General features: G+C 52.6%; 29 protein-coding genes. 3 read left to right on the forward strand and 26 right to left on the reverse strand.

Annotated features, from left to right (window positions below):
• Positions 1 to 11: 11 nt before the first annotated feature.
• From BN2106_RS09400 to rpsU, 6 genes are all read right to left on the reverse strand, one after another.
• The gene (locus BN2106_RS09400; RefSeq protein ID WP_050698283.1) at positions 12 to 1067 is read right to left on the reverse strand and encodes an ABC transporter substrate-binding protein; all 1056 of its coding nucleotides are present in this window, start codon (positions 1065 to 1067) and stop codon (positions 12 to 14) included.
• Between the two features lie 119 nt (positions 1068 to 1186).
• The gene (locus BN2106_RS09405; protein ID WP_050698284.1) at positions 1187 to 1600 is read right to left on the reverse strand and encodes a CD1247 N-terminal domain-containing protein; all 414 of its coding nucleotides are present in this window, start codon (positions 1598 to 1600) and stop codon (positions 1187 to 1189) included.
• Positions 1601 to 1700: 100 nt separating this feature from the next.
• The gene (gene efp, locus BN2106_RS09410) at positions 1701 to 2258 is read right to left on the reverse strand and encodes an elongation factor P (RefSeq protein WP_050698285.1); all 558 of its coding nucleotides are present in this window, start codon (positions 2256 to 2258) and stop codon (positions 1701 to 1703) included.
• A gap of 124 nt (positions 2259 to 2382) precedes the next feature.
• Positions 2383 to 2817, reverse strand: coding sequence for a type II 3-dehydroquinate dehydratase (aroQ, locus tag BN2106_RS09415; RefSeq protein WP_050698286.1), 435 nt, complete (start codon positions 2815 to 2817; stop codon positions 2383 to 2385).
• Between the two features lie 4 nt (positions 2818 to 2821).
• The gene (locus tag BN2106_RS09420) at positions 2822 to 3340 is read right to left on the reverse strand and encodes a YqeG family HAD IIIA-type phosphatase (protein ID WP_050698287.1); all 519 of its coding nucleotides are present in this window, start codon (positions 3338 to 3340) and stop codon (positions 2822 to 2824) included.
• Positions 3341 to 3446: 106 nt separating this feature from the next.
• The gene (gene rpsU / locus BN2106_RS09425) at positions 3447 to 3623 is read right to left on the reverse strand and encodes a 30S ribosomal protein S21 (RefSeq protein WP_050698288.1); all 177 of its coding nucleotides are present in this window, start codon (positions 3621 to 3623) and stop codon (positions 3447 to 3449) included.
• Positions 3624 to 3926: 303 nt separating this feature from the next.
• Between rpsU and BN2106_RS09430 the strand changes: the two genes are divergently transcribed.
• On the forward strand, positions 3927 to 4256 hold the full coding sequence (locus tag BN2106_RS09430) for a helix-turn-helix domain-containing protein (protein ID WP_050698289.1): 330 nt from the start codon (positions 3927 to 3929) through the stop codon (positions 4254 to 4256).
• An 11-nt stretch (positions 4257 to 4267) separates the two neighbouring features.
• The gene (locus BN2106_RS09435; RefSeq protein WP_050698290.1) at positions 4268 to 4996 is read left to right on the forward strand and encodes an ImmA/IrrE family metallo-endopeptidase; all 729 of its coding nucleotides are present in this window, start codon (positions 4268 to 4270) and stop codon (positions 4994 to 4996) included.
• Positions 4997 to 5148: 152 nt separating this feature from the next.
• On the opposite strand, the gene hisE is transcribed toward BN2106_RS09435, so the two are convergent.
• The 20 genes from hisE to BN2106_RS09535 form a co-directional block, all read right to left on the reverse strand.
• Entirely contained in the window at positions 5149 to 5475 is a 327-nt protein-coding gene (gene hisE, locus BN2106_RS09440; RefSeq protein WP_050698291.1) for a phosphoribosyl-ATP diphosphatase, read from the reverse strand.
• A gap of 18 nt (positions 5476 to 5493) precedes the next feature.
• Positions 5494 to 5850: a phosphoribosyl-AMP cyclohydrolase gene (hisI, locus tag BN2106_RS09445; protein ID WP_050698292.1), complete on the reverse strand. Its 357-nt coding sequence runs from the start codon at positions 5848 to 5850 to the stop codon at positions 5494 to 5496.
• Positions 5847 to 6575, reverse strand: a complete 729-nt coding sequence (gene hisA / locus BN2106_RS09450) for a 1-(5-phosphoribosyl)-5-[(5-phosphoribosylamino)methylideneamino]imidazole-4-carboxamide isomerase (RefSeq protein WP_050698293.1) — start codon at positions 6573 to 6575, stop codon at positions 5847 to 5849. The genes hisI and hisA overlap by 4 nt, the downstream gene beginning before the upstream one ends.
• A gap of 59 nt (positions 6576 to 6634) precedes the next feature.
• Entirely contained in the window at positions 6635 to 7210 is a 576-nt protein-coding gene (gene hisB, locus BN2106_RS09455; RefSeq protein ID WP_050698294.1) for an imidazoleglycerol-phosphate dehydratase HisB, read from the reverse strand.
• Positions 7211 to 7252: 42 nt separating this feature from the next.
• On the reverse strand, positions 7253 to 8320 hold the full coding sequence (gene hisC / locus BN2106_RS09460) for a histidinol-phosphate transaminase (protein ID WP_050698295.1): 1068 nt from the start codon (positions 8318 to 8320) through the stop codon (positions 7253 to 7255).
• A 13-nt stretch (positions 8321 to 8333) separates the two neighbouring features.
• Positions 8334 to 9620, reverse strand: coding sequence for a histidinol dehydrogenase (gene hisD / locus BN2106_RS09465; RefSeq protein WP_050698296.1), 1287 nt, complete (start codon positions 9618 to 9620; stop codon positions 8334 to 8336).
• A 17-nt stretch (positions 9621 to 9637) separates the two neighbouring features.
• Positions 9638 to 10270 (reverse strand): ATP phosphoribosyltransferase, encoded by a 633-nt coding sequence (gene hisG, locus BN2106_RS09470; protein WP_050698297.1) that lies wholly within the window; start codon positions 10268 to 10270, stop codon positions 9638 to 9640.
• Positions 10267 to 11475, reverse strand: coding sequence for an ATP phosphoribosyltransferase regulatory subunit (gene hisZ / locus BN2106_RS09475; RefSeq protein ID WP_050698298.1), 1209 nt, complete (start codon positions 11473 to 11475; stop codon positions 10267 to 10269). The genes hisG and hisZ overlap by 4 nt, the downstream gene beginning before the upstream one ends.
• A gap of 86 nt (positions 11476 to 11561) precedes the next feature.
• Positions 11562 to 12248, reverse strand: a complete 687-nt coding sequence (locus BN2106_RS09480; protein ID WP_050698491.1) for a YjjG family noncanonical pyrimidine nucleotidase — start codon at positions 12246 to 12248, stop codon at positions 11562 to 11564.
• Positions 12245 to 12745 carry a gamma carbonic anhydrase family protein gene (locus tag BN2106_RS09485; protein ID WP_050698299.1) on the reverse strand — a complete coding sequence of 167 codons (501 nt, stop codon included), beginning with the start codon at positions 12743 to 12745 and terminating at the stop codon, positions 12245 to 12247. Before BN2106_RS09485 ends, BN2106_RS09480 begins: the two co-directional genes overlap by 4 nt.
• Before the next feature lie 13 nt (positions 12746 to 12758).
• Positions 12759 to 17114 (reverse strand): PolC-type DNA polymerase III, encoded by a 4356-nt coding sequence (locus tag BN2106_RS09490; RefSeq protein WP_050698300.1) that lies wholly within the window; start codon positions 17112 to 17114, stop codon positions 12759 to 12761.
• 50 nt (positions 17115 to 17164) lie between these two features.
• The gene (ispG, locus tag BN2106_RS09495) at positions 17165 to 18208 is read right to left on the reverse strand and encodes a flavodoxin-dependent (E)-4-hydroxy-3-methylbut-2-enyl-diphosphate synthase (RefSeq protein WP_050698301.1); all 1044 of its coding nucleotides are present in this window, start codon (positions 18206 to 18208) and stop codon (positions 17165 to 17167) included.
• Positions 18208 to 19287 carry a M50 family metallopeptidase gene (locus BN2106_RS09500; protein WP_242846291.1) on the reverse strand — a complete coding sequence of 360 codons (1080 nt, stop codon included), beginning with the start codon at positions 19285 to 19287 and terminating at the stop codon, positions 18208 to 18210. Before BN2106_RS09500 ends, ispG begins: the two co-directional genes overlap by 1 nt.
• Before the next feature lie 4 nt (positions 19288 to 19291).
• Positions 19292 to 20443, reverse strand: coding sequence for a 1-deoxy-D-xylulose-5-phosphate reductoisomerase (locus BN2106_RS09505; protein WP_050698302.1), 1152 nt, complete (start codon positions 20441 to 20443; stop codon positions 19292 to 19294).
• A 91-nt stretch (positions 20444 to 20534) separates the two neighbouring features.
• Positions 20535 to 21359, reverse strand: coding sequence for a phosphatidate cytidylyltransferase (locus tag BN2106_RS09510; protein ID WP_050698303.1), 825 nt, complete (start codon positions 21357 to 21359; stop codon positions 20535 to 20537).
• Complete coding sequence (locus BN2106_RS09515) at positions 21360 to 22088, reverse strand: isoprenyl transferase (protein WP_074017477.1); 729 nt, start codon at positions 22086 to 22088, stop codon at positions 21360 to 21362.
• Between the two features lie 61 nt (positions 22089 to 22149).
• Positions 22150 to 22704 (reverse strand): ribosome recycling factor, encoded by a 555-nt coding sequence (frr, locus tag BN2106_RS09520; RefSeq protein WP_050698304.1) that lies wholly within the window; start codon positions 22702 to 22704, stop codon positions 22150 to 22152.
• Positions 22705 to 23418: a UMP kinase gene (pyrH, locus tag BN2106_RS09525; RefSeq protein ID WP_050698305.1), complete on the reverse strand. Its 714-nt coding sequence runs from the start codon at positions 23416 to 23418 to the stop codon at positions 22705 to 22707. It abuts the gene before it with no gap.
• A gap of 175 nt (positions 23419 to 23593) precedes the next feature.
• On the reverse strand, positions 23594 to 24361 hold the full coding sequence (sigG, locus tag BN2106_RS09530) for an RNA polymerase sporulation sigma factor SigG (protein WP_050698306.1): 768 nt from the start codon (positions 24359 to 24361) through the stop codon (positions 23594 to 23596).
• A gap of 169 nt (positions 24362 to 24530) precedes the next feature.
• A complete protein-coding gene (locus BN2106_RS09535; RefSeq protein WP_050698307.1) occupies positions 24531 to 25061 on the reverse strand; it encodes an inorganic diphosphatase in 531 nt (176 codons plus the stop codon).
• 207 nt (positions 25062 to 25268) lie between these two features.
• On the opposite strand from BN2106_RS09535, the gene BN2106_RS09540 reads away from it, so the two are divergent.
• Complete coding sequence (locus BN2106_RS09540; protein WP_050698308.1) at positions 25269 to 25553, forward strand: YlmC/YmxH family sporulation protein; 285 nt, start codon at positions 25269 to 25271, stop codon at positions 25551 to 25553.
• Positions 25554 to 25566: the final 13 nt, after the last annotated feature.

Below are 25566 nucleotides of genomic sequence, written 5' to 3' on the forward strand. Positions count from 1 at the left end.
TGCCAGTTTTTTTATTTTTTATAGTAAAAATCATCTCCGGGCAATTCCCCTCCAACGGATTTCGGGTTCTCGTTGTAAAGCACCATTAAAAAGTCCGGCATTTTCTGTTGCATCTCTTCCCCATCTATATACACGATATTGCAATTCGGGATCGCTTTCTTTGCCACTGCCGCCGGCATGATATCATATTTTTCAGAAAGTTCCGCCGCCTCATCCACATGTTCGTTGGTAAACGCAATGGAGGCCTTGTACTCCTCTAAAAAGGCGTCGAACGCCGCTTTATTGTTTTCTGCGAACTCCTTGCGCACAACGAGGCATCCCATCGTAAGAACACTTTTGTCCCCCGCCACTTTGTTCCATTCATCCGTCAGATTCAGTGCCACTTTCAGTTCCGGATTCTTTGCCGTCACCTGGGTGACAAAGGGTTCCGGCAGAACGGCTACCTTGGATTTGCCGGCCAAAAGGTTTGCCGCCAGTTCTGTATGGTCTGCCTTGTATTCGATTGTAACATCTTTTCCGGGTTCCAATCCATTTTCCTCCAGAATATAGTTCAGCACATATTCCGGTGTCGCGCCCTGCCCGGAAGAATCAATGGTTTTCCCTTTTAAGTCCTGTATGCTGCCGACGGTTTCTCCATCCGTCACCACATACAGAACGCCGAGCGTGTTGAGCGCGGCAAGCTGAACGTTCCCAGACGTCTTATTGTACAAGATAGACGCCGTATTGGAGGGAACCGCCGCCACATCGGCTTCCCCGCTGGAAATCATGGAAACGGCGGCATCCGGACCGGCGACTACTGTCGCTTCATAGCGGTTCGCCGTCTTGTCCGCTTCGCTGTCGCTCATCAACTTTACCATCCCAAGGCCGGTAGGACCCTTCTGTGCTGCAATCCGAATGGTAATCTTTTCTTCCGGTTCACTGGACGGAACTGCTGTAGAGGAGCCTGCCGCACCGGAGGACGGAGCCGTACTGCTGTCCGCAGATTGTGGAGCGCCGCAGCCAGCCATTACCACGGTAAACAGGCAGAACGACACAATCATTGCAGTAAATTTCTTTGTGATTTTCATAATGGAATCCCTTCTTTTTAAAACGTTGTTTCCTCAAAAAAGCACCGCATCTGTATGATCAGATACGGTGCCTTCTATCTCTTTGGATTATGAATCTATAGAGGGCGCTGGCGGGGATTTTATTCGCAATCCTCGCAGCCGCAAGAGCAGCAATCCTCGTCGCACTCGTCGAGATCGAACTCCAATGTTTCGCCGCAGTTCGGACAGTCCATCTGGCCGTCTTCAATAATATCTTCAGACAGGCAAATGGTCTCATGACAATTCGGACAGGTTACTTCATAGAAGCAATCTTCGTCGTCCTCATCATCTTCATCGAAATAAAAGTCCTCTTCCAGCGAACCCAGGTCCTCGTCAACCGCGTCGAGCTGATCCGCCATATCATTGCAGGTATCCTCCAGATCGGACATGCTCAGCGCCAGATCGTCCAGCAACTCAATGATTGCATTCAGAACCTTGACCTCTTTTTTGCTCCCGTCGAGCTCCAGACCCTCCGCCAAACCGCGGATGTACGCAACTTTTTCTGTGTTCGTCATGACTTGTGCCTCCTTTTTAATGTAAGCTTCTTTATTATAAATTCCACGCGCCTTGGGCACGCGGCAAAGCTTAGGCTTCCCTACCAAAAGATAGTGTGCCTTATGCGCGCTCCATATATTCGCCTGTGCGGGTATCGATGCGAATGGTTTCGCCCTCGTCGATAAACAGCGGGACCTTAATTTCCGCGCCGGTCTCCAGCTTCGCCGGCTTCGTCGCATTGGTTGCGGTATCGCCCTTAAAGCCCGGATCGGTCTCCACAATGACAAGTTCGACAAAGTTCGGCGGTTCTACGCCAAAAACATTGCCCTTGTAAGAAAGCACTTTGCAGTCCATGTTTTCTTTAACAAATTTAAAGTTATCATTCAGAACACTCTTATTGATCGGAATCTGCTCAAAGGTTTCAGAATCCATGAAATAATACAGATCGCCATCGCTGTACAGGTACTGCATATCCTTGCGCTCTACGAACGCGGTGGGGTATTTGTCGTTCGGGTTGAAGGTTTTTTCTGTAACCGAACCGCTGATTACATTTCTGATCTTCGTACGGACGAACGCAGCGCCCTTGCCAGGTTTTACGTGCTGAAACTCGATAATGGAATAAACATTGCCTTCCATTTCGAATGTAACACCGTTTCTAAAATCTCCTGCAGATATCATGACTGTATCCTCCAATAACTAATTTACTATCCTTTAGTGTATAATATTTCCCGCTATTTTTCAAGACAAATTTTTACAAAACAGCAAACTGCGATAAAACCGCTGCGGTTTTGTTTTATCCAGCTTACATCAGGTCTTTCAGCGCTGCTAACGCAAGAAAATAGCTGTTTTTTCCAAAGCCGGAGATCTGCCCCGCACAAACATCCGCAATCACGGATTTGTGACGGAATTCCTCACGCGCATGGATATTTGACATATGGGTTTCAACAAAAGGAATCCGCACACAGGCGATGGCGTCGTGCAGCGCATAGCTGTAATGCGTCAGCGCACCGGCATTGATTACCACACCGTTATAGATTCCCCTGGACGCGTGAATTTTATCAATCAAATCGCCCTCATGATTGGATTGGTAGATATCGCAGTCGTATCCAAGCTTTTGCGCATGCTCCAGAATCTGCGCGTTGATGTGTTCTGCCGTTTCTTCCCCATAGATTCCTTTTTCCCGGACCCCAACCAGATTGAGATTCGGGCCCAAAAGAACAAGCACCTTCTTTTTCATACCGCTACTCCTTAAAATACTGCGACCCACGCCCGATGCGTTCCGCCCGCCTGCGAATTGGCTGCTCCAGTGCACGGCGGATCCGGAAAGAAAGCGTATCCTCCAGATCTTCGGGCGCGAGCAGAATGGATTTCACTCCAGACAGGTTGGCGCCAATTACATCGGTAAAAATCTGATCGCCAACCGCCACGGTCTCTTTCCTTCTTGCACCGAGTTTCCGCATTGCACGGGTATACGCCATTGGAAACGGCTTCATGGAAAAAGAGAGAAACGGCAAGCTGAATTTCTGCGCGAACGGTGCAACCCGCTTTTCAAAATTGTTTGACAGGATGATGATACGAAAGCCTTTTTGACTCATTTGTTTTGTCCACTCCACCGCGCCGGGAAACGGCTCCTGTGCGCCGTGAACCGCCAGGGTATTGTCTACATCCAGCAAAATGGTGTTCACACCCATTGCATGCAGCAGCTGCGGCGTGATATCCAAAATGCTCTTCACTGAGACAGTAGGCAAAAAGAAAGCCATTTGACACCTCCGCATGTAGCCCGAGCCTGCCCCGACCCGGATAACATCAAAAAAGCGGGCAACATGCCCGCTTTTTGTTAAAAATTCATTCTAAAGCCGACAACCCTTATCTAAACTTGCGTTTACGGGCCGCCTCGGACTTCTTCTTGCGCTTGACAGACGGCTTTTCATAAGCCTCTCTCTTGCGAACTTCAGCAATTACTCCAGATCTGGCGCACTGCTTCTTGAATCTTCTCAGAGCACTGTCCAAGGATTCATTGTCCTTAATTCTGATTTCAGCCATTTATTTCCCTCCCATCCGCCGAAAGGCAGGGGTTATGAGTAAGAGTCATATTACATAAAAGATATTATACAGACAGATTTCCCATCTGTCAAGTCTTTCCGCATAAACTATCAAAATTCCGGTTATGCTTTCAGAAAAACCAATTATCTCCTTATATAATATCCCTGACTACCAACTGAATGATTTTTATTATCTCATATTACAAAACAAAAAGCAATACGTAAATGCAATTTCATTCAATAAAGATTGCAAAAGCGCAAAGATGTGCTATACTGGAATAAAACTTTATGAGGGGGCGTTCCCATGGAACTCCGGGAAAAGATTAAAAACCGGCGAATTGAGCTGCATCTCACCCTGGAAGATGTGGCGCATGCGGTCGGCGTCAGCTCCGCAACAGTTTCCCGCTGGGAAAGCGGCGAAATCGCCAGCCTGCGCGGGGATAAGATCGCCCTGCTTGCCCAGACGCTTCAGGTAACGCCCGCCTATTTAATGGACTGGAGTACACAGAGCGCTGTTCCCAGCCAACTGGACAAGGTCTACTTTAATTTTGCACGCGAAGCACAGGAAAACGATATCGATCCGGACGACATCAAGCTGGCCATCGATATCATCAAAAAGCTGCGCCGGCGCTGAATGGAGGGCCTATGCACCATCATTGTACAAAAGCGGAGCTTTACCGGGAAATCCATCAGCTCTGCGAGGGACTGAACATCACGCGGGATGGGTATCCGCTGGATATGATTCAATTTTGTCAGGAGCGGCCGGACATCGAGGTGGCCTGCCCCTGCTTTAAAACGCCCGGACTGAAAGGGATTTCCTGTCTGTCGACGCAGGGGGAACCAAATGTGATCCTGTTAAACGGGACGCTTTCCTGGAAGGAAAACAATTTTACCTGTGCACACGAGTTGATTCACATTACACTGCACAAGGGCGGCCCGGCTAAATCCTTTAACTGTTTTGAAAAAGCCAAGCCCAATCAAGATGCTTTCCTGGAGTGGCAGGCAAACGAAGGCGCGGCGGAAATCCTGGCGCCCGCCCATTTGCTTTTTCCATACATAGCGGAACAATATTCTCAACTCACCACCTGGAAGGATTACGGTTCCTTTAAAGCCAAGCTGGCGTCCATCTTTTCCGTGACAGAAGCTGTCATCACCTACCGGTTTGAAAGCCTAAAATACGAAATCTCACAATATCTGGCGGGAACTCCTCTCGACCGCGTTCAGTTTTTGTCCGCTTCCAGGCAGCGTCAAGCCGGTATCTCTGTTCGTTCGCTGAACGACCTGGAAGCAGAATTGCTGCATAAAGAAACTGCCACCTTTAAAAAGATTCACGACCGCAAGCTCAACCTGCGTTCCATCGATATCCATTCATAAAAAAACATTAGATAAAACTTTAGCAAGATAAAAGCGATTCCCCCCGCCTGCGGCGGGGGGAATCGTTAATTCAACCCATTTTTATATCTGCTGACAATCACAATACAGTTCGATTATGAAACACAGCCAATTATAAGACCATCGCATTTTTATTATGAGTTCTTATCCACCTGATGGAACTGCTTCAGGTTCCCGGTTTTTGCGCTGCGTTTTCCCAATTCCGTCTCCACATCCTCCAACCGGATACCGGACTGCACCATCAAAACGGTAAGGTGGTACAATAGATCGGAGATTTCCAGAACTGTCTCTTCGTTTTTGCCGTTCTTTGCCGCGATAATGACTTCGCTGCATTCTTCGCCGCATTTCTTCAGAATTTTATCCAGCCCCTGTTCGAACAGATAGCAGGTATAAGAACCCTCCGTATGGCTGTCTTTGCGGGCCAGCACAGTCTGATAAAGTTCGTTGAGCACATTATTCATCCTTGTAACTACCGTCCTTTATGAATTTGTATCCGCTTCTCGCTGCCAGATGCGTTGAAAAAAGCAGCTGTGCGCCCCTGTATGGCAGGCAGGGCCGGTCTGTACCACCGTCACCAGCAGTGTATCGTCATCGCAGTCTCCGTCTATGCTGACAATCTTTTGGAGATGCCCGGACGTCGCACCCTTGTTCCACAGCTCCTGCCGGGAGCGGCTGTAAAACCAGGTGTACCCGGTCTCCAGTGTCTTGCGCAGGGACTCCCGGTTCATATAGGCAAGCATCAGCACTTCATTGGTGCCGTACTCCTGCACAATCGCCGGCAGCAGATCCCCTTTTTTAAAAAAGCGTTCTATGAACGCTTCGTCTATTTGTTTCATTCCGTACGGACCCCTTTACAAAGATCCACTGCCTGACGCAGGCTCAGGTCTCTGGTGTAAAGCGCCTTGCCGCAGATCGCGCCATGCAGCTTCAGAGCGGTCAGCACCACAATGTCCGTCAAACTGCTGACGCCGCCGCTGGCGATTACCTTGCAGGAAACCGCACGGTTCAGCTTGTCCAGCATCGTGTAGTTCGGTCCATCCATCATGCCGTCGTGAGAAATGTCGGTAAAGATAATATACTTTACACCAATATCCTCCATCTGCTTTGCCAAATCAATATAGTTTACGGTAGAAGTTTGTAGCCAGCCTTCCGCTGCAACGTTTCCATCGCGTGCGTCGATTCCTACGGCGATCTTATCCCCGTGCTTTTTCACGGCTTCTTTGACCAGCGCCGGGTTATTCAGGGCTGCGGAGCCCAGGATTACCCGGGAAATGCCGTTTTCCAAATAATAATCGACCGTCTCCATCGTGCGGATCCCGCCGCCCAGTTCCACCTTCAGATCACACTGTTTGATCACGTCAAAAATCAGCTCTGTGTTAACCGGCATCGCGTCTTTTGCACCGTTCAGGTCGACCATGTGCAGCCAGGTCGCGCCCATCGCCTCAAACGCCTTTGCCGTATCGGCGGCGCTTTCTGCGACTGTATAGGCGGTATCGTATTTTCCCTGCACCAAACGCACACATTTTCCATCCTTGATGTCAATTGCAGGCAGAATAACCATCTAGCCTACCTCCTATTCGTATTTTCCAAATTCCCTTATCAAAAGGAGTCAGGCAGGAACTACAAAGAACCCTTTGTGGAGAGAACGCCGCCGCCGGTTTGCACCGCCGCCAGCCGGAGCGCGTGTGCCGCCGCTTTGAAGATTGCCTCCGCCTCATGGTGCGCGTTGGAACCATACTCCAAACGGACATGCAGCGTAATTCCCGCATTTGTTGCAAATGCGCGCAGAAATTCCTCCGTCAGGCACAGATCGTATTCCCCTGCGCGTTCCTGTGAAAAATCCGCCTGGAACGCAAGGAAGGGCCTTCCGCTTACATCTACCGCGGCGAATGCGAGCGCTTCGTCCATCGGTACAAAGAAGCTCCCGAAGCGCGCAATGCCGGATTTGTCGCCAAATGCCTGCGCAAAGGCTTTTCCCAATACAATGCCGGTATCCTCCACCGTATGATGCCCGTCCACATACAGGTCCCCTTCCACGGAAACCTGCAGCCCAAAGCCGCCGTGGACGGCAAAAGCCGTCAGCATATGGTCAAAAAAACCGATTCCCGTCGAAATTTGAACCGGACCTCCATCAAGGGAAAGTTCTATCGTAATATCGGTTTCCCGGGTCTTTCTGGTCTGCAACGCGGTTCTCATAGCCGTACCTCTCTTTTGAATCCTATTTATTTTACACCATTTTTACAGGTTTGTGGAGGATGAAAGCAGTTCTTTAAAATTTTCTAAAAATCTTTCATTTTCTTCTGGACTGCCAGCAGTAATTCTGAGCGTATCGCCCATAAAACGAACAGCAATTCCTTTTTCCAGAAGCGCGTCAAAAACACGGCGCGCGTCGGGCAGCCGAACCAGCACAAAATTGGTACAGCTGTCATAAACATGCAGCTTTTCCGGAAAAGCCGTTTCCAACTCCTTAACCGCCTGGTACAAGGCTTTTCGTGCGCCGATCAACTCCGCAATCGCCTGATCCAGCACTTCCCCGCTGTTCAGGATGATGGTTCCGACCTTCTGTGTAACGGAATTGACGTTGTACGGAGACTTAACCGCACGCAGCGCACGGGTCAGTGTGGGATTTGCCACCGCAAAGCCCAATCGGATGCCCGCCATACCGAACGCCTTGGAGCAGGTGCGCAAAATGATCAGATTGTCGTACTGCTCCACCTCACTTAAAAGGGACTGATCCCAGAAATCCATGTAGGCTTCATCCAAAACCACCAGCGCGGAGACCGACCGGATCAGCCGGCGCACCTCCTCCCGGTTCAAGCCCAGGGAGGTAGGATTGCAGGGATTTGAAAACAGGAGCAGCTTTGCACCGCTGTCGTTCGCGGCAAAGATCAGCTCGTCCACATCAATGGTCAAATCCTCGCCCTTTTGGTAGACGACGCTTTTTGCCTCCACCAGAGAGCTGTAGAAACGGTACATGGAGAAATCCGGCGCAACGGTCAAAATCGCATCGCCTTTCATCAAAAACGCCGTCTCAATGATGGAAATCAGCTCATCCGAGCCGTTGCCCGCCGTCACCAACGCGGGATCGACCCTGTAATATGCACCAAAGCTGGCGCAAAGCTCTTTTGCGTAGGGATCGGGATACCGGTTAAAGGGAATATCCGCCATGGCATACTGTGCCTGCTCCAGCAGTTCCATCGGCATTTCCAGGAAGGACTCGTTCGCATCCAGGCGGATCGGGTATTCACCCTCGATCGGGTCGTAGGGCTGCAAGTCCTTCAGCTTTTCATTTAATGTAAAAGGCATATTGGCTCCTCCGTTACTGGCCGCGCACACGGATGGAATTGGCGTGTGCGGTCAAACCTTCCGTTTCGGCGAGCTTAATAATGTCATCCTTTGATTGCAAAAGCGCCTCCTGCGTGTAATAGATAAAGCTGGACTTTTTGACAAAGCTGTCCACAGAGAGCGGCGAGAAGAAGCGCGCCGTGCCGCTGGTGGGCAGCACATGGTTCGGGCCGGCAAAATAGTCACCCAGCGGTTCCGGGGACCAGTTGCCCAAAAAGACGGAGCCCGCGTTATCCAGCTTGCCGATAAATTCCATTGGATTGGCGGCACAGACTTCCAGATGTTCCGGCGCCAGCTCATTGGCAAATTCTACGGCTTCCTCCATCGTATCGCAGAGCATCACCGCGCCAAAATTGTCCAGCGACTGGTTAATAATATCCTTGCGGGAAAGGGTTTCGATCTGGCGGTAAAGCGCCGCAATCGTTTCCTCCGCGATTTTCTCCGACGTCGTCAGCAAAATAGAAGAGGCCAGTACATCGTGTTCCGCCTGAGACATCAAATCCGCCGCTAAAAATTCCGGATTTGCCATTTCGTCCGCAATGATCAGAATTTCGCTCGGTCCCGCGATCATATCAATATCAACCGTGCCGTAGAGCTGCCGTTTCGCCGTGGCAACATAGATATTGCCGGGACCGACGATTTTATCAACTTTGGGAACGGTCTCTGTGCCAAAGGCCAGCGCTGCGACTGCCTGTGCGCCGCCCATCAGGAAAACGCGGTCCACACCCGCCACCAGCGCCGCCGCCAGAATATCCGGATTCGGTTTGCCGTCTTTACCGGGGGGCGTCACCATAACCAGCTCGCCCACGCCGGCGATCTTCGCGGGAATCGCGTTCATCAGCACGGAGGACGGATACGCCGCCGTGCCGCCGGGCACATAGAGGCCAACTTTCGCCAGGCCGCGCACACGCTGGCCCATCATGACGCCGTTTGCCTCCGTGTTCATCCAGCTCTGTTGTTTTTGCCGCGCATGGAAATCGCGGATATTTGTCGCCGCCTTTTTTAGCGCTTCCACAAAAGCAGGATCGCAGTCTTTGACCAGCTCCTGCATATCCGCCTGATCGATGACCATTTTTTCCGGCACACTGCCGTCGAAGCGCTCCGTATAGGCGCGCACGGCAGCGTCTCCATTTTTGCGCACCGTTTCCACAATCTCCGCAACCGCTTCATCCACCTTTTTGCCGGAGTTCGCGCTGCGCTCCTTGAGCTGTTCAATAAAAGCGCGGCCAAAATCGCCGCCCTGTTTGACATACTGTATCACTTGCGGGTGCCTCCCTTCTATTTTTCCTGCGTCGCCTGTTCCATCTGTGCGACCAATTCTTCAATCTCCGCCTTGCGCAGCTTGAGACTCGCCGTGTTGACAATCAGCCGCGCGGAGATATCGCATACGGTTTCCACAACCTCCAATCCGTTTTCACGCAGAGTGGAACCCGTCTCCACAATATCCACAATCGCATCGGAAAGCCCCAGCAGCGGCGCCAGTTCCACGGAACCTTCAATTTTGATAAAGCGAATATCCATCGCCTTGCTTTCAAAATAGTTGCGCGCCACATTGGGGTATTTTGTTGCAATCGTCTTGCTGGCGTAACCGCTGAAAAAGTCAGATCCTTTCGGCGCGGCCAAAGCAAACCGGCAGCGGCCAAAGCCGAGGTCCAGCACTTCATAAAAGCTGGTGCCGTATTCCATAATGGTATCCTTGCCCACGACGCCCAGATCGCAGACGCCGTGCTCCACATAGGTGATCACGTCCGCCGCCTTGGCCAGCACGACCTCCAGATGCTCCCCCACGGGAAGAATCAACTTGCGGCCTTTATTTTTCACTGCCTCACAATCAAACCCGATTGTTTCAAACAGGGCTACCGTATCCTTTTCCAAGCGGCCCTTTGTCAATGCAATCCGTAACGGTTTCATACCTTCTCCCCTATCCCATTCATCGTCTCCACCGAGCCGTTGACAAAGTCGACACGCCGGATACCCTGCGCCCGCGCATAGGCAAGCGCTTCCTCGCGGGTTGTAAACACAGAGCTTTCACATTTATAGCCGCTTCCCGCCAGCTGAGACGCATACTGTAGCGCCTTGATCTCATAGCCGCTGTCACTGTGGACCAGAATATCCACCGCCTTCGGCGGCTGAATCCGCCCCTGCTTGAGCAAAAGTTCCGCCAGGGCATCCACATTGACGGCAAAACCGACCGCCGGCATTGGGGAGCCGAATTGTTCGGAGAGCTTGTCGTACCGCCCTCCCAGCAGGATTGCATCGCCGATGTTCTCCATGTACGCACTGAAGATGATCCCCGTATAGTAATCATTGCGCTGTACCAGCCCGAGGTCTACAATCATTCGGTCGCCCAGCCCAAGCTCCACCAGGGATTGATACAGCTCGTGCAGATAAGCCAGCGTAGCGCTGGATTCCTCATCTTCGCAGAGCGGTTCCGCCTGCGCAAAGACCTCTTCTCCACCAAATAAGCGCGGCAGACGGCGGACGGCGTCTACCTGCCGGCTATCCTCCAGCGTGTCCAGAATGGTATTGAGCGCCGCGTAATTCTTTGACTCAATACTGCTGCGAATGTCCTCCCGCAGGTCGTCGGAAATCGGGAGCTGTGCTGTCAACGCGCGGAAAAAGCCCGCGTGCCCCAGTTCCAGGCGGAAATTCGGCACACATTTGCTCAACGCCTCCACCGCCGTCACAATCACTTCCAGATCCGCCCGCCGGCCCGCCGCGCCCAGAAGCTCAATCCCTGTCTGCATCATCTCATTTCGGCGGCCCGTCAGCCCCGGGTTGCTGCGGTAAATCTGCTGTACGTAATACAGGCGGATCGGCTTCCGCTGCTTTTGCAGGCGGGTCGCCGTCATCCGCGCGATCGGGATGGTGGAGTCCGGGCGCATGACCACCAGCCTGCCGTGCCGGTCGCTCATCTTATACATAATTTCCTGTGCAATGCCGGAGAAGTCCGGATCAAATACATCGTAAAATTCCAGCCCGGGCGTAACCACTTCGTTAAATCCTCGGGAGGAAAACACGCCGGTGAGCGTCCGTTCCACATAGCGGTGTGCCAGACAGTCCTCAAAAAGAAGGTCTTTTGTACCTTCCGGTGTAATCATATTGTAATTCTTCATAGGAAGCCTACCATTTCCTTGTATCATTCGCCTTTCACTTTAGCGTGCTAATATAATATCACAGTGAACTATCCCTGTCAACTGTTTCACACAATTATTTTCCTCAGTTCGTCCAACCGGCAAATGCGGTAATCCACCCGGATTCCTTTGTTTTCCGCCGTTTCATCCGGACAAAACCAGCAGGTATCGATCCCCGCGTTGACGCCGCCCTGTATGTCCGAGCTCAGCGAATCACCGACAATCAGCGCTGCCTCCGGATCAAAATTCGGAATCCGCGCAAAGACGTAATCAAAATACGCCTTCATCGGCTTTTGATATCCAGCATCCTCCGAGACAAAAATTCCCTTCATAAAGCGGTCCAGTCCGGAGCTTTGCAACCGGCTGTACTGCGTGCGGGAAACGCCGTTGGTCACCACATATAAGCCGCAACGGGCCGCGCAATAGGCGCAGATTTCCTCCGCGCCGGGAATCAAAAAATGGCCCTGTCCCAACGCATCCTGGTACTCGTCTTCAAATGCACGCCCGTCCCCATGAATGCCGAGTTCTTCGAACAACCGGACAAAGCGGGAATAGATCACCGTTTCCCGGCTGATCTCTCCCCGCTCAAATTGCTTCCATAATCCATCGTTAATCCGATGATAGATTTGTTTGACACGGCTGTCCAGCGAATAGCCATGTTTTTGAAACGTCCGTTCCAGCGCGGCTCGTTCCGACGCCTGAAAATCAAGCAGCGTCCCGTCCACGTCGAACAATATGGTTTTGTAAGTCTTCAAACCGATTTCTCCCATTCCGGCAGCGCTTCCGCGTGCCGGCAGTATTCCTCCGCCGAGCGGAAATTGCCCTGGATCTCTTCCATCGTCACTGGTCTGCGAACCTGTGCCGACATCCCCATTGCCAGGGAACCATCTGGAATCTCCATCCCCTGCGTCACCAAAGCACCCGCGCCGATAATACAGTTCGCGCCGATTTTCGCGCCGTTCAACAGAATTGCCCCCATGCCGATCAGGGTGTTGTCCCCAACGGAGCAGCTGTGAAGGATCGCCCCATGCCCCACAGTGACGCCGTCGCCAATCCGGATCGGGCAGCCCGCATCCACATGCAGGACGCAGCCATCCTGGATGTTGGACCGTTCTCCGATGACGATAACATCGTTGTCCGCGCGCAGGACGGCATTGTACCAGACGGAGCTTTGCTCTCCCAGCGTGACGTCTCCTATTACGGCTGCGCCCGGCGCAACATGTGCGGTCTTTGCGATTTTGGGCTGCTGCATGTGATTGCCTCCTTTAGAACAAGGTCATCTGTGAGCTTGCAGGCAGGTCTTTGAGAGACCCCGCCTGGGACAGCATCTCTATGACGGATTTTGACACCTTGGACCGCCCCTGTAAATCGTCCACCGAGATGTAAGGGCCGCCTGCGCGCGCCTCCGCCAGTGCGTTGGCCGCCGCCTCTCCGACACCCGCCAGAGAAGAAAACGGGAGGCGGATTTTTCCATCCTCCACCATGTAGCGCTTTGCGTCGGATTTGTACAGGTCTACCGGCAGCACCTCGATGCCGCGCGCCAGCATCTCATTGGCGATTTGGAACGTAGAATAGGCCGCTTCTTCCTTAGCGCTGGCCTCCTTGCCCTTCATGCTGATTTCATTCATGCGGCGGCGCACCGCGTCGCGCCCCTGAATCACCGTGGCGCCGTCAAAATCTTCTCCGCGCACGCTAAAATAGGCTGCATAATATTCCACCGGCGTATGCACCTTGTACCAGCCGAGGCGCAGCGCGGAAATCATATATGCCGCGGCGTGTGCCTTTGGGAACATGTACTTAATCTTCAGGCAGGACTCAATGTACCATTCCGGCACATTGTGGTCGCGCATCGCCTGCTTGTGCTCATCCGTCAGCAGCACCGGCGCCTTACCCTTACGGGTGATCTCCATGATTTTAAACGCCATCTTCGGTTCCAGGCCCTTCAGCAGCAGATACGTCATGATGCTATCGCGCGTACCGATCACCTCTGAAATGGTGCAGGTTCCATTTTTAATCAGATCCTGCGCGTTGCCCAGCCATACGTCCGTTCCATGGGACAGGCCGGAAATCTGTAACAGGTCGGAAAACGTCTTCGGCTTTGCGTCCACCAGCATCTGGCGCACAAATGGCGTACCGAGCTCCGGCAGAGAGAAGGTTCCCGTCTGGCAATCGATGTCCTCCGGCGTCACGCCCAATGCCTTCGGCGATTCAAACAGGGACATAACCTCCGGGTCACTCATCGAAACGGACATAACCGGGATACCGGTGTACTCCTCCAGATAGTGATAAATAGTCGGCACATCATGCCCCAGCTCGTCCAGCTTACAGATCGTGTCGTGGATGGAATGGAAATCGAAGTGCGTGGTGATGTTATCGGAATTCTGATCGTTCGCCGGATGCTGTACCGGGCAAAATTCATAAATATCGTGGCCCTTCGGCACGACAACCATGCCGCCCGGATGCTGGCCCGTGGTGCGTTTGATCCCCGTGCAGCCGACTGCCAGTCGCAATTCCTCCGCGCGGTGCAGAACGCTGCCGCGCTCTTCTGCGTATTTCTTGACAAAGCCGATGGCGGTTTTGTCCGCCACGGTGGCAATGGTTCCGGCTTTGAAAACGTGATCTTTGCCAAACAGCGTCTCCGTGTAGCGGTGCGCGCCAGACTGGTATTCACCGGAAAAGTTCAGGTCGATATCCGGCGTTTTGTCTCCGTCAAAGCCAAGGAATGTTTCAAACGGGATGGTGTGCCCGTCCCGGTTGTAATCCGTGCCGCAATTGGGACACTTTTTCGGCGGCAGGTCGAACCCGGAACCATAGCTGCCGTCTTCAATAAATTCGCTGTTTTTGCAGTTGGGACAGATATAGTGCGGGCACAGCGGATTGACCTCTGAAATACCGGACATGCTTGCCACAAAGGAAGAGCCGACCGACCCACGGGAACCCACCAGATAACCGTGCGCCTCCGAATCGGCCACCAGCTTCTGCGCCGTCATGTACAGCACGGAGAAACCGTGCTTGTTGATCGAACCCAACTCTCTCTCTAAGCGCTCCTTGACAACAGCGGGCAACGGGTCGCCGTAAACTTCCTTTGCGCGCTTCCAGCAGATTTCATTTAACTGTTCTTCCGCGCCGTCGATGAACGGCGGGAACACGCCTTCCGGAATGGGACGCACCTGTTCGACCATATCCGCGATTTTATTGGTATTCGTCACGACGATCTCATAGGCTTTTTCCTTGCCCAGATATGCGAATTCCTCCAGCATCTCATCTGTTGTACGCATGTACAGCGGCGCCTGCTGGTCCGCATCGGAGAAGCCCTGCCCCGCCATCAGAATTTTGCGGTAATCCGCATCCTTTGGATCCATGAAATGCACGTCGCAGGTCGCGACAACAGGCTTATGCAGCGTCTCTCCCAGCTTGACAATAGTGCGGTTAAACTCACGCAGTTTTTCTTCATTCGGTACGTCGCCGTTGCGCACCATGAACTGATTGTTGCCCAGCGGCTGAATCTCCAGATAATCGTAAAAGCTGGCGATATCGCACAGCGTGGACCACGGCTGTCCGTTAAAAATCGCGCGATAGAGCTCCCCGGCCTCGCAAGCGCTGCCGATAATCAGCCCCTCGCGGTACTTGACCAACACGCTCTTGGGAATACGCGGCTTTTTAAAGAAATAATCCAGATGCGAAAAAGAAATCAGCTTATATAGATTTTTTAATCCGATCTGGTTTTTTACCAGGATGATCTGATGATACGGACGCATCTTTTTGGGGTCGCCGCCAGCCAGCGAGGTATTGATATCCTTTACGGTCTTGGCGGCGGTATCCTCTTTCAGACGGGTCAGCAATACCAAAAAGATTTTGCCGAGCACCGCCGCGTCGTCGCAGGCGCGGTGGTGGTTAAACGGGTCCAGCTTGAGGTGTTTCGCCACGGTGTCCAGTTTGTGGTTTTTCAAATCCTTGAGCATCGCGCGGCACATGGGAAGCGTATCGATATAGGTATACGGAAACTCCATGCCGCAGCGATCCGCGGCGATCCGCATGAACGAGGTATCAAACTCCGCGTTATGTGCAAGCAGTACCACATCTTTCCCACAGAAGGCGTAAAACTGTTCCAGTGCCTCTTTTTCCAGCGGCGCATCCTGCACCATCTCGTTGGTAATGCCGGTCAACTCCGTAATTTTAGGAGGAATCGGCATCCGCGGATTGACAAACGTATCAAAGCTGTCCACAATCTCGCCGTTTTTGATGCGCACCGCGCCGATTTCTGTGATCCGCTCCTTGTTGGGGCTCAGGCCTGTTGTTTCAATATCAAAAGAAATGAATTCTCCGTCCAGAGACTGATCGGAACTTCCAGTCACCGCTGGAACCATATCGTTGATAAAATAGGACTCCACACCGTAGATCACTTTAAATTTGCCACCCTTGCCGGTGATCTTTTCCAAAGCATTCATTGCGTCGGGAAACGCCTGCGCCACACCGTGATCTGTCAGCGCAATAGCCGGCTGCCCCCACTGGTATGCGCGGTTGATCAGGTCTGCAACCGGGCTGACGCCGTCCATACTGGACATATTGGTATGCAGGTGAAGCTCCACACGCTTTTCCGGCGCGGTATCCATGACCTTTACCTGCTCCACTGTGGAAATCCCCTTGGGTCGCAGCACGATCTCATGATCGTATTTGTCGTACTCCACATCCCCGCGCACAATAATGGTCATGCCCTTTTTTAGGGTATCCAGCGCCTTGCACTGCTGCACCATCTCAATGATTTTCAGGGTGATGGAACCGGTGTAGTCTGTGATATTGATGGAATAAATCTTCCGGTTCTGATCGCGTGTCAGCTTGGACTCCAAAGAGAAAATCTCGCCCCAAATGGTGACGCTGCCGATGTCCGGCGTAATGCGGCTGATGGGAATTGGCTTCGCCTTTGCGGGACGTCCATATAATTCTTTTGCAGTTTCCGGCAGAATCGCAGGCAGCATGGTTTCCGGTGTACGCACACTGATGGTCTTGGCCTTTTTCTTTTTGACCGGCGCGCCATCCTGCATGCTTTGCTCGTATTCCTCCACTTCCCGCACCACCTGCTCGCGCCGGACTGTCTCTTCCTGCTTCTTCTGGCGCTCTATGTATACAACGCTGTCGCTCTCCATTGAGGTCACACCGTCGAATTCCACCTGCAGGCTGACGCCGAATTCCTCCTGCAGCATCTGAGAGAGCATCCGGTCCGCCTTGCGGGAAAGCAGCAGATTCATGCCGCCGTGGCTGAGCGTGATGATCAGCTTCCCATCCTCCACGCGCGCCTTGGAGTTATTCAGCGTCCCGTTAATGCTGGCATCCCGGCGCTTCAACTCCTGCACGAGATTGGGGTAGTATTCCACCGAAAAACTTCCCGTTGGAAACCGCGGCGTCAAAACCGCCCGGTTAAGCTGCAGTGCCTGGCATCCACTGATCTCTTTTTCTGCACGGAACAGCGTATAACGGTCCACCAGCGCGGGAAACGCCACTTTCGCCGTCAATATCCGCTTCTGCGTGTCGATTTGCAGCCCGGCAATTTCTCCCTTGTGCATGCTCTCCGGATATCCGGAAAGCTTTATGTAAGGCCCAAAAAATTCTCCAAATGTTTTCAAAACAAATATCCTCCGGTCAGTGCAAACGTGCGCGCAGACGCGCGCACGCATTACAGCTTTTCTACCTCTTTGACCAGCTCGTCCACCAGCTGTTCCTCCGGCACTTTGCGGATTACCTCTCCCTTTTTAAAGAGCAGGCCAACGCCGTCTCCTCCCGCAATGCCGATGTCCGCTTCACGCGCTTCTCCGGGACCGTTGACCACACAGCCCATCACTGCCACTTTAATCGGCTTCTTGCAGCCTGCAAGGCGCTTTTCCACCTCCGCGGCAATGCCGATCAGATCGATTCTCGTGCGCCCGCAGGTCGGGCAGGAAACAAACTGTACCCCCTCCGAGCGCAGATTCAGCGCCTTCAGGATGTCGAAGCCTGCAGCGACCTCTTTGACCGGATCCGCCGTCAGGGAAACGCGGATCGTATCCCCAATCCCACGCTGTAACAGGGAGCCAATACCGATGGCTGATTTAATCAGGCCCATGCGTTCTGTGCCCGCTTCCGTCACCCCGAGGTGCAGCGGATAGGTACAGCTTTGCGCACACAATTCATAGGCGCGGATCATGGTATCCACGTCAGAGGATTTGATGGAAAGGATGATGTCATTAAAATTAAAGCGTTCCAACAGGGACGCATGGTATAGCGCGCTTTCCACCAGCGCCTCCGGCGTGGGGCTTCCATATTTCGCCAGGATTTCTTTTTCCAGCGACCCGGAATTGACGCCGATCCGAATCGGAATCCGCTGTTTCCGGCAGGCGTCCGCCACCGCCTTTACGTGTTCGTCGTCCCCGATATTGCCGGGGTTAATGCGGATTTTGTCGATCCCCGCGGCAACGGATTCCAACGCCAGCCGATAGTCAAAATGAATATCTGCAACCAGAGGGATTTGAACCGCCTGTTTGATTGCAGGAATCAGCGCGACCGCCTCCCGGTTGGGGATCGCCGCGCGGATGATCTCACATCCGGCCTGTTCCAGCGCTTTTGCCTGCCGAACATTGCCTTCTATATCCGACGCCGGCACGTTCAGCATAGACTGTACGCTGACGGGCGCGCCGCCGCCCATGGCCACGCCGCCCACCAGCACCTGTTTTGACTTCCGCACTATCCACCAAGTCCTTTCCCTGTCACCAGCCGCAGAATATCGCTGAAGGTGATGACCACCATTAAGCACATCAGCAATACAAAGCCGGCCGCGTTGACCCAGCCCTCATATTTGGGATTGATCGGCTTGCGGCGCACCGCTTCCACAACCAGGAAGACCAGCCGCCCGCCGTCCAATGCCGGAAACGGCAGCAGGTTGACCACGCCCAGGTTGACCGTGATAATCATCATCATATACAGAATATTATTAATCGCGGTGCCAAAGCTCTGCGCCAGGCCCTGTGAGGCGACCTCTCCAATGGCGCTAGCCGCGCCGACCGGACCCGCCATATCATTCAAGCCAAACTGGCCGCTCAAAAGCCCCGCCAGGCTGTACCAGACCATCCGCACAGTGGAGACCGTATCCTGCCAGGATTTCACGAGCAGCGTTCCCACATTTTTCTGGATCGGCTCCACGTAAAAGTCAAGCATCAGCATCGGCTTTCCGTTGTTATCTTTTGTGTTGAATTTTACGTCCTGGAAGGTGATTGTCTGTCCATCGCGTAAAACTTCAACATCCACGGAATCCGGGTTTGCCGTGGCCAGTGCAAAGCTCAAATCGCGGTCCGTATTCACTTTATAGCCGTCCACACTTGTAAATGTATCGCCAATCTGTAAGCCCGCGGCCTGTGTCGCCGCCCCGTCCTGAAACTTTCCAATGGTCGTAGAATTAAACGCGGGCTGCTGGCCCAGCAGAATCATCATCAAGACAAGACCGAGCACGATGTTCATCACCGCACCCATAACGACTACCAGAATACGCTTCCAAACCGGCTTACTGCCAAACGCGCCTTCCTCCGAGCTGTCCTCATCCTCGCCCTCCATGGCACAGAAGCCGCCGATGGGCAGCAGGCGGAGCGCATACTTCGTTTCCCCTTTCTGGAAATGAAACAGCGTCGGCCCCATCCCAATGGCAAACTCATTGACCCTTATGCCGGAGAGTTTTGCCGTGATAAAATGACCGAACTCATGGATGAAGACGATAAATCCGAAAAGCAGAACCGCTATGATTACCAATAAAACCTGTAAAATAATGATCACCTCGTCAGTTCGCCGCCCGCAGCACGAATTCCCGCGCCGCCGCATCGGCGTTCAATATATCATCGACGGACGCAATTTGTTTCACATCCGGTTGATGTTCCATCGCCTGTGTTACCAATTCACCAAGCCGCGGCAGGGAAATCCGATGCTCCAGGAACAGGCGCACCGCCTCTTCGTTTGCACCATTCGCCGCCGCTGGGGCCAAACCGCCGCGCTCCAATGCACGCCGGCAGGCGCGCAGGCAGGTGAAGGTCTCCATGTCCGGCTCTCGAAAGGTCAGCGTCCCGCATTTAATCAAATCCAGTTGCTCCACGGAAGAAGCCATTCGCTGCGGCCAGGTCAGCGCATATTGAATGGGAATGCGCATATCCGGCACGCCGAGCTGCGCAATTACTGAATGGTCCTGGTATTCAACCATGGAATGCACGATGCTTTCCCGATGTACGACCACGTCTACCTGTTCACCCGGCAGGCCAAACAGCCAACAGGCTTCCATCACTTCCAGCCCTTTGTTCATTAACGTGGCGGAATCAATGGTTACCTTTGACCCCATATTCCAGTTTGGATGCTTCAGGGCCTGTTCCGGCGTCACCTGCGCCAATTCCTCTTTTGTCATGCCGAAGCACGGGCCGCCGGAAGCCGTCAGAATGATGCGCTTCACTGCCTTCTTTTCCGGGCAGCCCTGCAAACATTGAAAGACCGCGGAATGTTCGCTGTCCACGGGAAGAATTTTGACACCGCGCGCCTTTGCTTCCGCCATGACCAGCGCACCGCCCGCCACCAGCGTTTCCTTATTGGCAAGCGCCACATCCTTGCCGGCACGGACCGCCGCCAATGTCGGCAGTAAGCCGACCATCCCCACTACTGCGTTGCAAACAACATCCGCGGGGGCAAAAGAAGCGGCTTCGCAAAGTCCTTCCATGCCCTGCACCACCCGCACCGGGGTGTCCGCAACGGCAAGCCGGAGCTTTTTGGCCGCATCTAAGTCAAAAACCGCAACAAGTTGCGGTTTGAATTCTCTGATTTGATTTTCAAGAAGCGATACATTGCGGTTTGCCGCAAGGGCGCACACCTTTAAATCCAGGCGGCGCGCCACATCGAGCGTTTGCAAGCCGATGGAGCCCGTTGCGCCCAACAGGGAAAGGTTTTGTTTCATAGGAGTCCCCTTCCACAAAAAAGAGCACAGACCCTTATCTGTTTTTCAGAATCTGTCCTCTTTATGAAGTATTATGAACGACTTGCTCGTTTTATATAACAACAATCGGAAAAAACTGCACCCAAAAATACACGAAGGGCGCTACAAAAATTACACTGTCGAACCGGTCCAGAATGCCGCCGTGCCCGGGGATCACTTCCCCAAAATCCTTAATATGACAGCTCCGTTTGATCAAGGAGAAGCTCAGGTCTCCAATCACCGAAAGCGCTGCGCCAACCAGTCCGATCACAAACAGGGAAACGTACGAAATCTGCACCTGATACGCATAGAATATCGCGTGAAAAATGTATCCGAAGACCAGCATTGCCGCAATGTCTAAAACAAAGCCGCCAACCAGGCCTTCCACCGTCTTTTTGGGGCTGATCTGTGGACAAAGCTTGTGCTTACCCAGAAAACTTCCCGCAAAAAACGCGCCGACATCCGCAATCCATGCGGAAAAAATGGCGATGATCACATAGAACATGCCGTGGTTATGCCCCATAGAACGCAGGCCGACCAGCGTCTCCAGCGCCGTGGGGATCAGCAGGGTCATGCTGTACACCACGCCGATCTCCCGGAAGGTAAACATCTGATGGTAAAAAATCAGGGACACAAACAGGATCACCGTATAAATATAATAGACTGCCTGCTGCCAGACCGGATCCTGCACCAGCGGCAGCACGGCGGCGAACACCGCGCTGGGCAACAGCAGGATGGAATTCTTCGACATGCCCAGGGCAGAAATAATTTCCACCACGCCCATCACCGAGATCAAAGAAATCGCCAGGTTGAGCGCCATGGGAAAAGAGCGGTTAAAAATGACAATTGCCAGTAAAAAAACCACCAATGCCGCGCCGGAAGCCACTCTCGATTTCAATTAAATCCCTCCAAAGCGCCTGTTTCGCTGTGCGAATTCCATCAGGGCGCGGTCCAAATCTTTTGTGGTAAAGTCCGGCCACAGGATATCCATACTTACATATTCACTGTACGCGGACTGCCAGAGCAGAAAATTGGAAGTACGATTCTCTCCGCTGGGCCGAATAATTAAATCGGGGTCGGGCTGTCCCGCGGTGTAGAGACGCTTTTCAATCAGTGCTTCATTAATATCCTCCGGCACCAGGCTGCCGGCCGCCACCTCCCGCGCCAATTGGCGCATTGCATTCGCCAGCTCCGCCCTGCCGCCATAATTCATGGCGATGTTGAGCACCATACCCGTCTTATCTTTGGAAGACTCCTCCGTGCGCCGGATCAAATCCTGCAAATTCGGCGCAAACGCAGACGTATCACCAATAAAACGCGTGCGAATGTTTTCATCTGTGAAATCCCGGAGCGCTTCCTCCATGTACTGTTTAAAAAGGCGCATCAACGCCGTTACCTCGTCCTGCGGACGCTTCCAGTTCTCTGTGGAAAACGCGTAAACCGTCAAATACGGGATACCGATTCTGCTGCAGTACCGGGCAATCGTGCGGAACGTATTGGCGCCGGCCGTATGGCCCGCTGGGCGCGGCAAGCCGCGCTTTTTGGCCCAACGGCCGTTGCCGTCCATGATGATTCCCAGATGGTTTGGCAGCATTGCCGTTCCCAGCTTTTGATTTGAAGCTTTCATGCCATCCGTCCTGTCTTCCTATTAATACGCAAAAGGGGGATAGGTTCATTCCGGAAAACAGTTAGATTTCCATCAATTCCTTTTCTTTTTTTGCAAAGATCGCATCCATCTCTTTGGTGTACTTGTCCGTGAGATCCTGGGTCTTCTTCTCCGCCTTTTTGAGCTCGTCCTCGCTCAGCTCCGCTTTTTTCTCCATGGCTTTCAGTTTTTCCATTGCGTCGCGGCGAATGTTGCGAACCGCAATTTTGGCCTCTTCCGCCATTTTGCTGATCTCCTTGACCAGCTCCTTACGGCGATCCTCCGTCAGCTGCGGGAAGATCATACGAATTGTCTTTCCATCGCTCTGCGGATTGATGCCGATATCGGACGTCTGGATCGCCTTTTCAATGGCGCGGCAGACAGAGGCATCCCAGGGCTGGATCACCAGTACGCGCGCTTCCGCAACAGACACGGCCGCGAGCTGGTTGACCGCTGTGGGCGTGCCGTAATAATCGACCTTAACTTTTTCCAAAACTGCCGGGTTTGCTCTTCCCGCACGGATTCCCGCATAGGCATGGGACAGATTGGAAGCGCTTTTTTCCATGCGCTCTTCCGCATTTTTCAGTACTTCTTTCATTTACATATCCTCCTTCACAATTGTGCCAATTGCTTCGCCGCAAACTGCTTTTTTGATGTTTTCCGGGTCATCAATGCTGAATACCAAAATCGGGATGTGATTGTCCTTGCACATGGAAGCCGCCGTGCTGTCCATGACTTTTAAATCCCGATTTAAAACGTCCATAAAGGAAAGCGAATCAAATTTGACCGCATCGGGGTTCTTTTTGGGGTCGCTGTCGTAAACGCCGTCGACCATCGTCGCCTTTAAAATAATATCCGCGTCAATTTCCGCCGCGCGCAGGGACGCTGCCGTATCCGTGGAGAAGAACGGATTGCCTGTGCCGCAGCCGAACACCACCACGCGCCCTTTTTCCAAATGCCGCACGGCGCGGTTGCGAATATAAGGCTCTGCAACCTGCTGCATGGAAATCGCCGTCTGCACGCGCACCGTTACACCCAGCTGCTCCAGCGCGTCCGCAACGCCGAGCGCGTTGATGGTCGTCGCCAGCATGCCCATGTGATCCGCGCGGGTGCGGTCCATTTTACCGCTGCTGCGGCCACGCCAGAAATTACCGCCGCCCACAACGATGGCAATTTCCGTGCCCATATCCACACACTCTTTGATCGGCTTGCAAATCTTCAGAACCGTATCGAAATCAATCCCGTGGGACTCCTGTCCCGCAAGGGATTCCCCGCTCAATTTTAAAAGAACCCGTTTATATTTAGGCTGCAAATTGAACAACTCCTACTATAAATTTTTGTAAAATTGGTTTGGACTTCTATTATTTTACAATATGTATTTCGCAATGTAAAGTCTTTCCGCCGCAATTCACCTATTATTCACAAGTGTGCCGGATCAGGCCGCAGAACCAATAAAAAAGACAGGGTCTTCCCTGTCTTTTTCTTCCTTATATATCCTTTTTGATTTTACTGAGCGCACCTTTTTCCAATCTTGAGACCTGCGCCTGGCTGATCCCGATTTCCGCTGCTACCTCCATCTGGGTCTTGCCGCGGAAAAACCGCATGGTCAAAATCCGCTTTTCCCGGTCGCTCAGATCGCTGATGGCTTCCTTCAAGGCAATTTCATCCAGCCAGTTGCTGTCGTCGTTGTTGTCTCCCACCTGATCCATCACATAGATGGTGTCTCCCCCGTCGGAAAAAACCGGCTCGTACAGGGAGACTGGTTCCACGATGGATTCCAGTGCAAGTACGACATCCTCCCGGGGAAGGTCCAGCTCTTTGGCAATCTCGTCGATCGTAGGTTCCCGGTTGTTTTGAGCAGTCATGCGCTCCTTGGCCTGCATCGCTTTGTATGCGGTATCCCGCAGGGACCGGCTGACCCGGATGCTGTTGTTATCCCGCAGGTAGCGCCGGATCTCGCCAATGATCATGGGAACGCCGTAGGTAGAAAACCGCACGCCCTGGCTCATATCAAAATGGTCGATCGCCTTGATTAAGCCGATGCATCCCACCTGGAACAGGTCGTCCAGGTTTTCTCCGCGGTTGGTAAAGCGCTGGATCACGCTGAGCACCAATCGGAGGTTGCCGTTGATCAATTCTTCTCTTGCACGCATGTCGCCATCCTTCACGCGCGTCAGGAGCTCTGTTTTTTCCTTTTCGGTCAGCACTTTCAACTTTGCTGTATTTACGCCGCAAATGTCCACTTTGTTATACACTGCACATTGCCTCCCGTCTTCTATTCGCAATCAGTATTGCCATGAACCGGAAGGAACATGCACAGGGAAAACCCAAAGGAGCATCTGACTCAACCAGCAAAAATGGAAAAAGCCGGACGGTGTCCGGCTTTTTATGATCTGTCAAGCTGATTAAAAATTTATTTTATTTTCAGCGGCAATAATTTTCGAGATAGCTGTCCAGACTCTCCTGAATGATCTGTTTGGCCGCTTCGGTGTCTCGCACATTGTCGATAGCCGTCGTCTTTCCCTCCAAAGCTTTATAAACAGAAAAGAAATGCGACATTTCATCAAAAATATGCTTGGGAAGCTCGCCGATATCCCTGTAACCGTTATAAGTCGGGTCGTTGAACGGAATGGCTATAATCTTTTCATCTTTGAAGCCGCTGTCCTCCATGCTGATGACGCCGATGGGATAGCAGCGCACCAAAGACAGCGGGTGGATGTTCTCCGAGCAGAGCACCAGCACGTCCAGAGGATCGTGGTCCGCGGCGTAGGTCCGCGGGATGAAGCCGTAATTCGCCGGATAGTGCGTCGAGGTATACAGGACGCGGTCCAGGCAGAGCAGGCCCGTCTCCTTATCCAGCTCATATTTTGCCTTGCTTCCCTTGGTGATTTCGATTACCGCACAAAAGTCGTCTGTTTTAATGCGCTTCGGCGATATATCGTGCCAGATATTCATAAACATTCCTCCTTTTTCGGCTGAGCTCCAGACGCAGCCCTCTTGTTTATTATTGTAGCATTTCATACGGAAAGAATCAATTGATTCTATAGGGTTTATGCAGATTCGGACAAATTATGCAGCATTCCACAGGGAAAAGCCGCATAGATATAAAGGAAAACCACAATACTTTTTAAGATTGCCGGTCTTCCGGCTGGAGGGATTTCCATGAACTGCAGAATTGCGGATATGCGCCATAAAGAAGTGATCAACGTAAAGGACGGTACGCGCATCGGGCTTGTATGCGATGTGGAAATTGATACCGTCACCGCCCGGGTGCTGTCGCTCGTCATCTACGGCCGTCTGCGTTTCTTCGGGCTTTTCGGGCGTGAGGACGACATTACCATCAAATGGCAGGATATAGAAGTCATTGGTGACGAAACCATTCTGGTATGTTATAATGACATTTATCGTGTGAAAAAACGCCCGCGTATATTCGGAGGCGGCGGATAAAAAATATTCCTTG

Origin of the sequence: Anaeromassilibacillus senegalensis, from assembly GCF_001261775.1 — a bacterium.
In the GTDB taxonomy this organism is placed as follows: Bacteria; Bacillota; Clostridia; order Oscillospirales; family Acutalibacteraceae; genus Anaeromassilibacillus; species Anaeromassilibacillus senegalensis.

What these genes read in the sequence shown, in the direction of transcription:
- BN2106_RS09400 (WP_050698283.1), bottom strand. Translation starts at nt 1,067, where the DNA reads ATGAAAATCACAAAGAAATTTACTGCAATGATTGTGTCGTTCTGCCTG.
- BN2106_RS09405 (WP_050698284.1), bottom strand. Translation starts at nt 1,600, where the DNA reads ATGACGAACACAGAAAAAGTTGCGTACATCCGCGGTTTGGCGGAGGGT.
- efp (WP_050698285.1), bottom strand. Translation starts at nt 2,258, where the DNA reads ATGATATCTGCAGGAGATTTTAGAAACGGTGTTACATTCGAAATGGAA.
- aroQ (WP_050698286.1), bottom strand. Translation starts at nt 2,817, where the DNA reads ATGAAAAAGAAGGTGCTTGTTCTTTTGGGCCCGAATCTCAATCTGGTT.
- BN2106_RS09420 (WP_050698287.1), bottom strand. Translation starts at nt 3,340, where the DNA reads ATGGCTTTCTTTTTGCCTACTGTCTCAGTGAAGAGCATTTTGGATATC.
- rpsU (WP_050698288.1), bottom strand. Translation starts at nt 3,623, where the DNA reads ATGGCTGAAATCAGAATTAAGGACAATGAATCCTTGGACAGTGCTCTG.
- BN2106_RS09430 (WP_050698289.1), top strand. Translation starts at nt 3,927, where the DNA reads ATGGAACTCCGGGAAAAGATTAAAAACCGGCGAATTGAGCTGCATCTC.
- BN2106_RS09435 (WP_050698290.1), top strand. Translation starts at nt 4,268, where the DNA reads ATGCACCATCATTGTACAAAAGCGGAGCTTTACCGGGAAATCCATCAG.
- hisE (WP_050698291.1), bottom strand. Translation starts at nt 5,475, where the DNA reads ATGAATAATGTGCTCAACGAACTTTATCAGACTGTGCTGGCCCGCAAA.
- hisI (WP_050698292.1), bottom strand. Translation starts at nt 5,850, where the DNA reads ATGAAACAAATAGACGAAGCGTTCATAGAACGCTTTTTTAAAAAAGGG.
- hisA (WP_050698293.1), bottom strand. Translation starts at nt 6,575, where the DNA reads ATGGTTATTCTGCCTGCAATTGACATCAAGGATGGAAAATGTGTGCGT.
- hisB (WP_050698294.1), bottom strand. Translation starts at nt 7,210, where the DNA reads ATGAGAACCGCGTTGCAGACCAGAAAGACCCGGGAAACCGATATTACG.
- hisC (WP_050698295.1), bottom strand. Translation starts at nt 8,320, where the DNA reads ATGCCTTTTACATTAAATGAAAAGCTGAAGGACTTGCAGCCCTACGAC.
- hisG (WP_050698297.1), bottom strand. Translation starts at nt 10,270, where the DNA reads ATGAAACCGTTACGGATTGCATTGACAAAGGGCCGCTTGGAAAAGGAT.
- hisZ (WP_050698298.1), bottom strand. Translation starts at nt 11,475, where the DNA reads ATGAAGAATTACAATATGATTACACCGGAAGGTACAAAAGACCTTCTT.
- BN2106_RS09485 (WP_050698299.1), bottom strand. Translation starts at nt 12,745, where the DNA reads ATGCAGCAGCCCAAAATCGCAAAGACCGCACATGTTGCGCCGGGCGCA.
- BN2106_RS09505 (WP_050698302.1), bottom strand. Translation starts at nt 20,443, where the DNA reads ATGAAACAAAACCTTTCCCTGTTGGGCGCAACGGGCTCCATCGGCTTG.
- BN2106_RS09515 (WP_074017477.1), bottom strand. Translation starts at nt 22,088, where the DNA reads ATGAAAGCTTCAAATCAAAAGCTGGGAACGGCAATGCTGCCAAACCAT.
- frr (WP_050698304.1), bottom strand. Translation starts at nt 22,704, where the DNA reads ATGAAAGAAGTACTGAAAAATGCGGAAGAGCGCATGGAAAAAAGCGCT.
- BN2106_RS09535 (WP_050698307.1), bottom strand. Translation starts at nt 25,061, where the DNA reads ATGAATATCTGGCACGATATATCGCCGAAGCGCATTAAAACAGACGAC.
- BN2106_RS09540 (WP_050698308.1), top strand. Translation starts at nt 25,269, where the DNA reads ATGAACTGCAGAATTGCGGATATGCGCCATAAAGAAGTGATCAACGTA.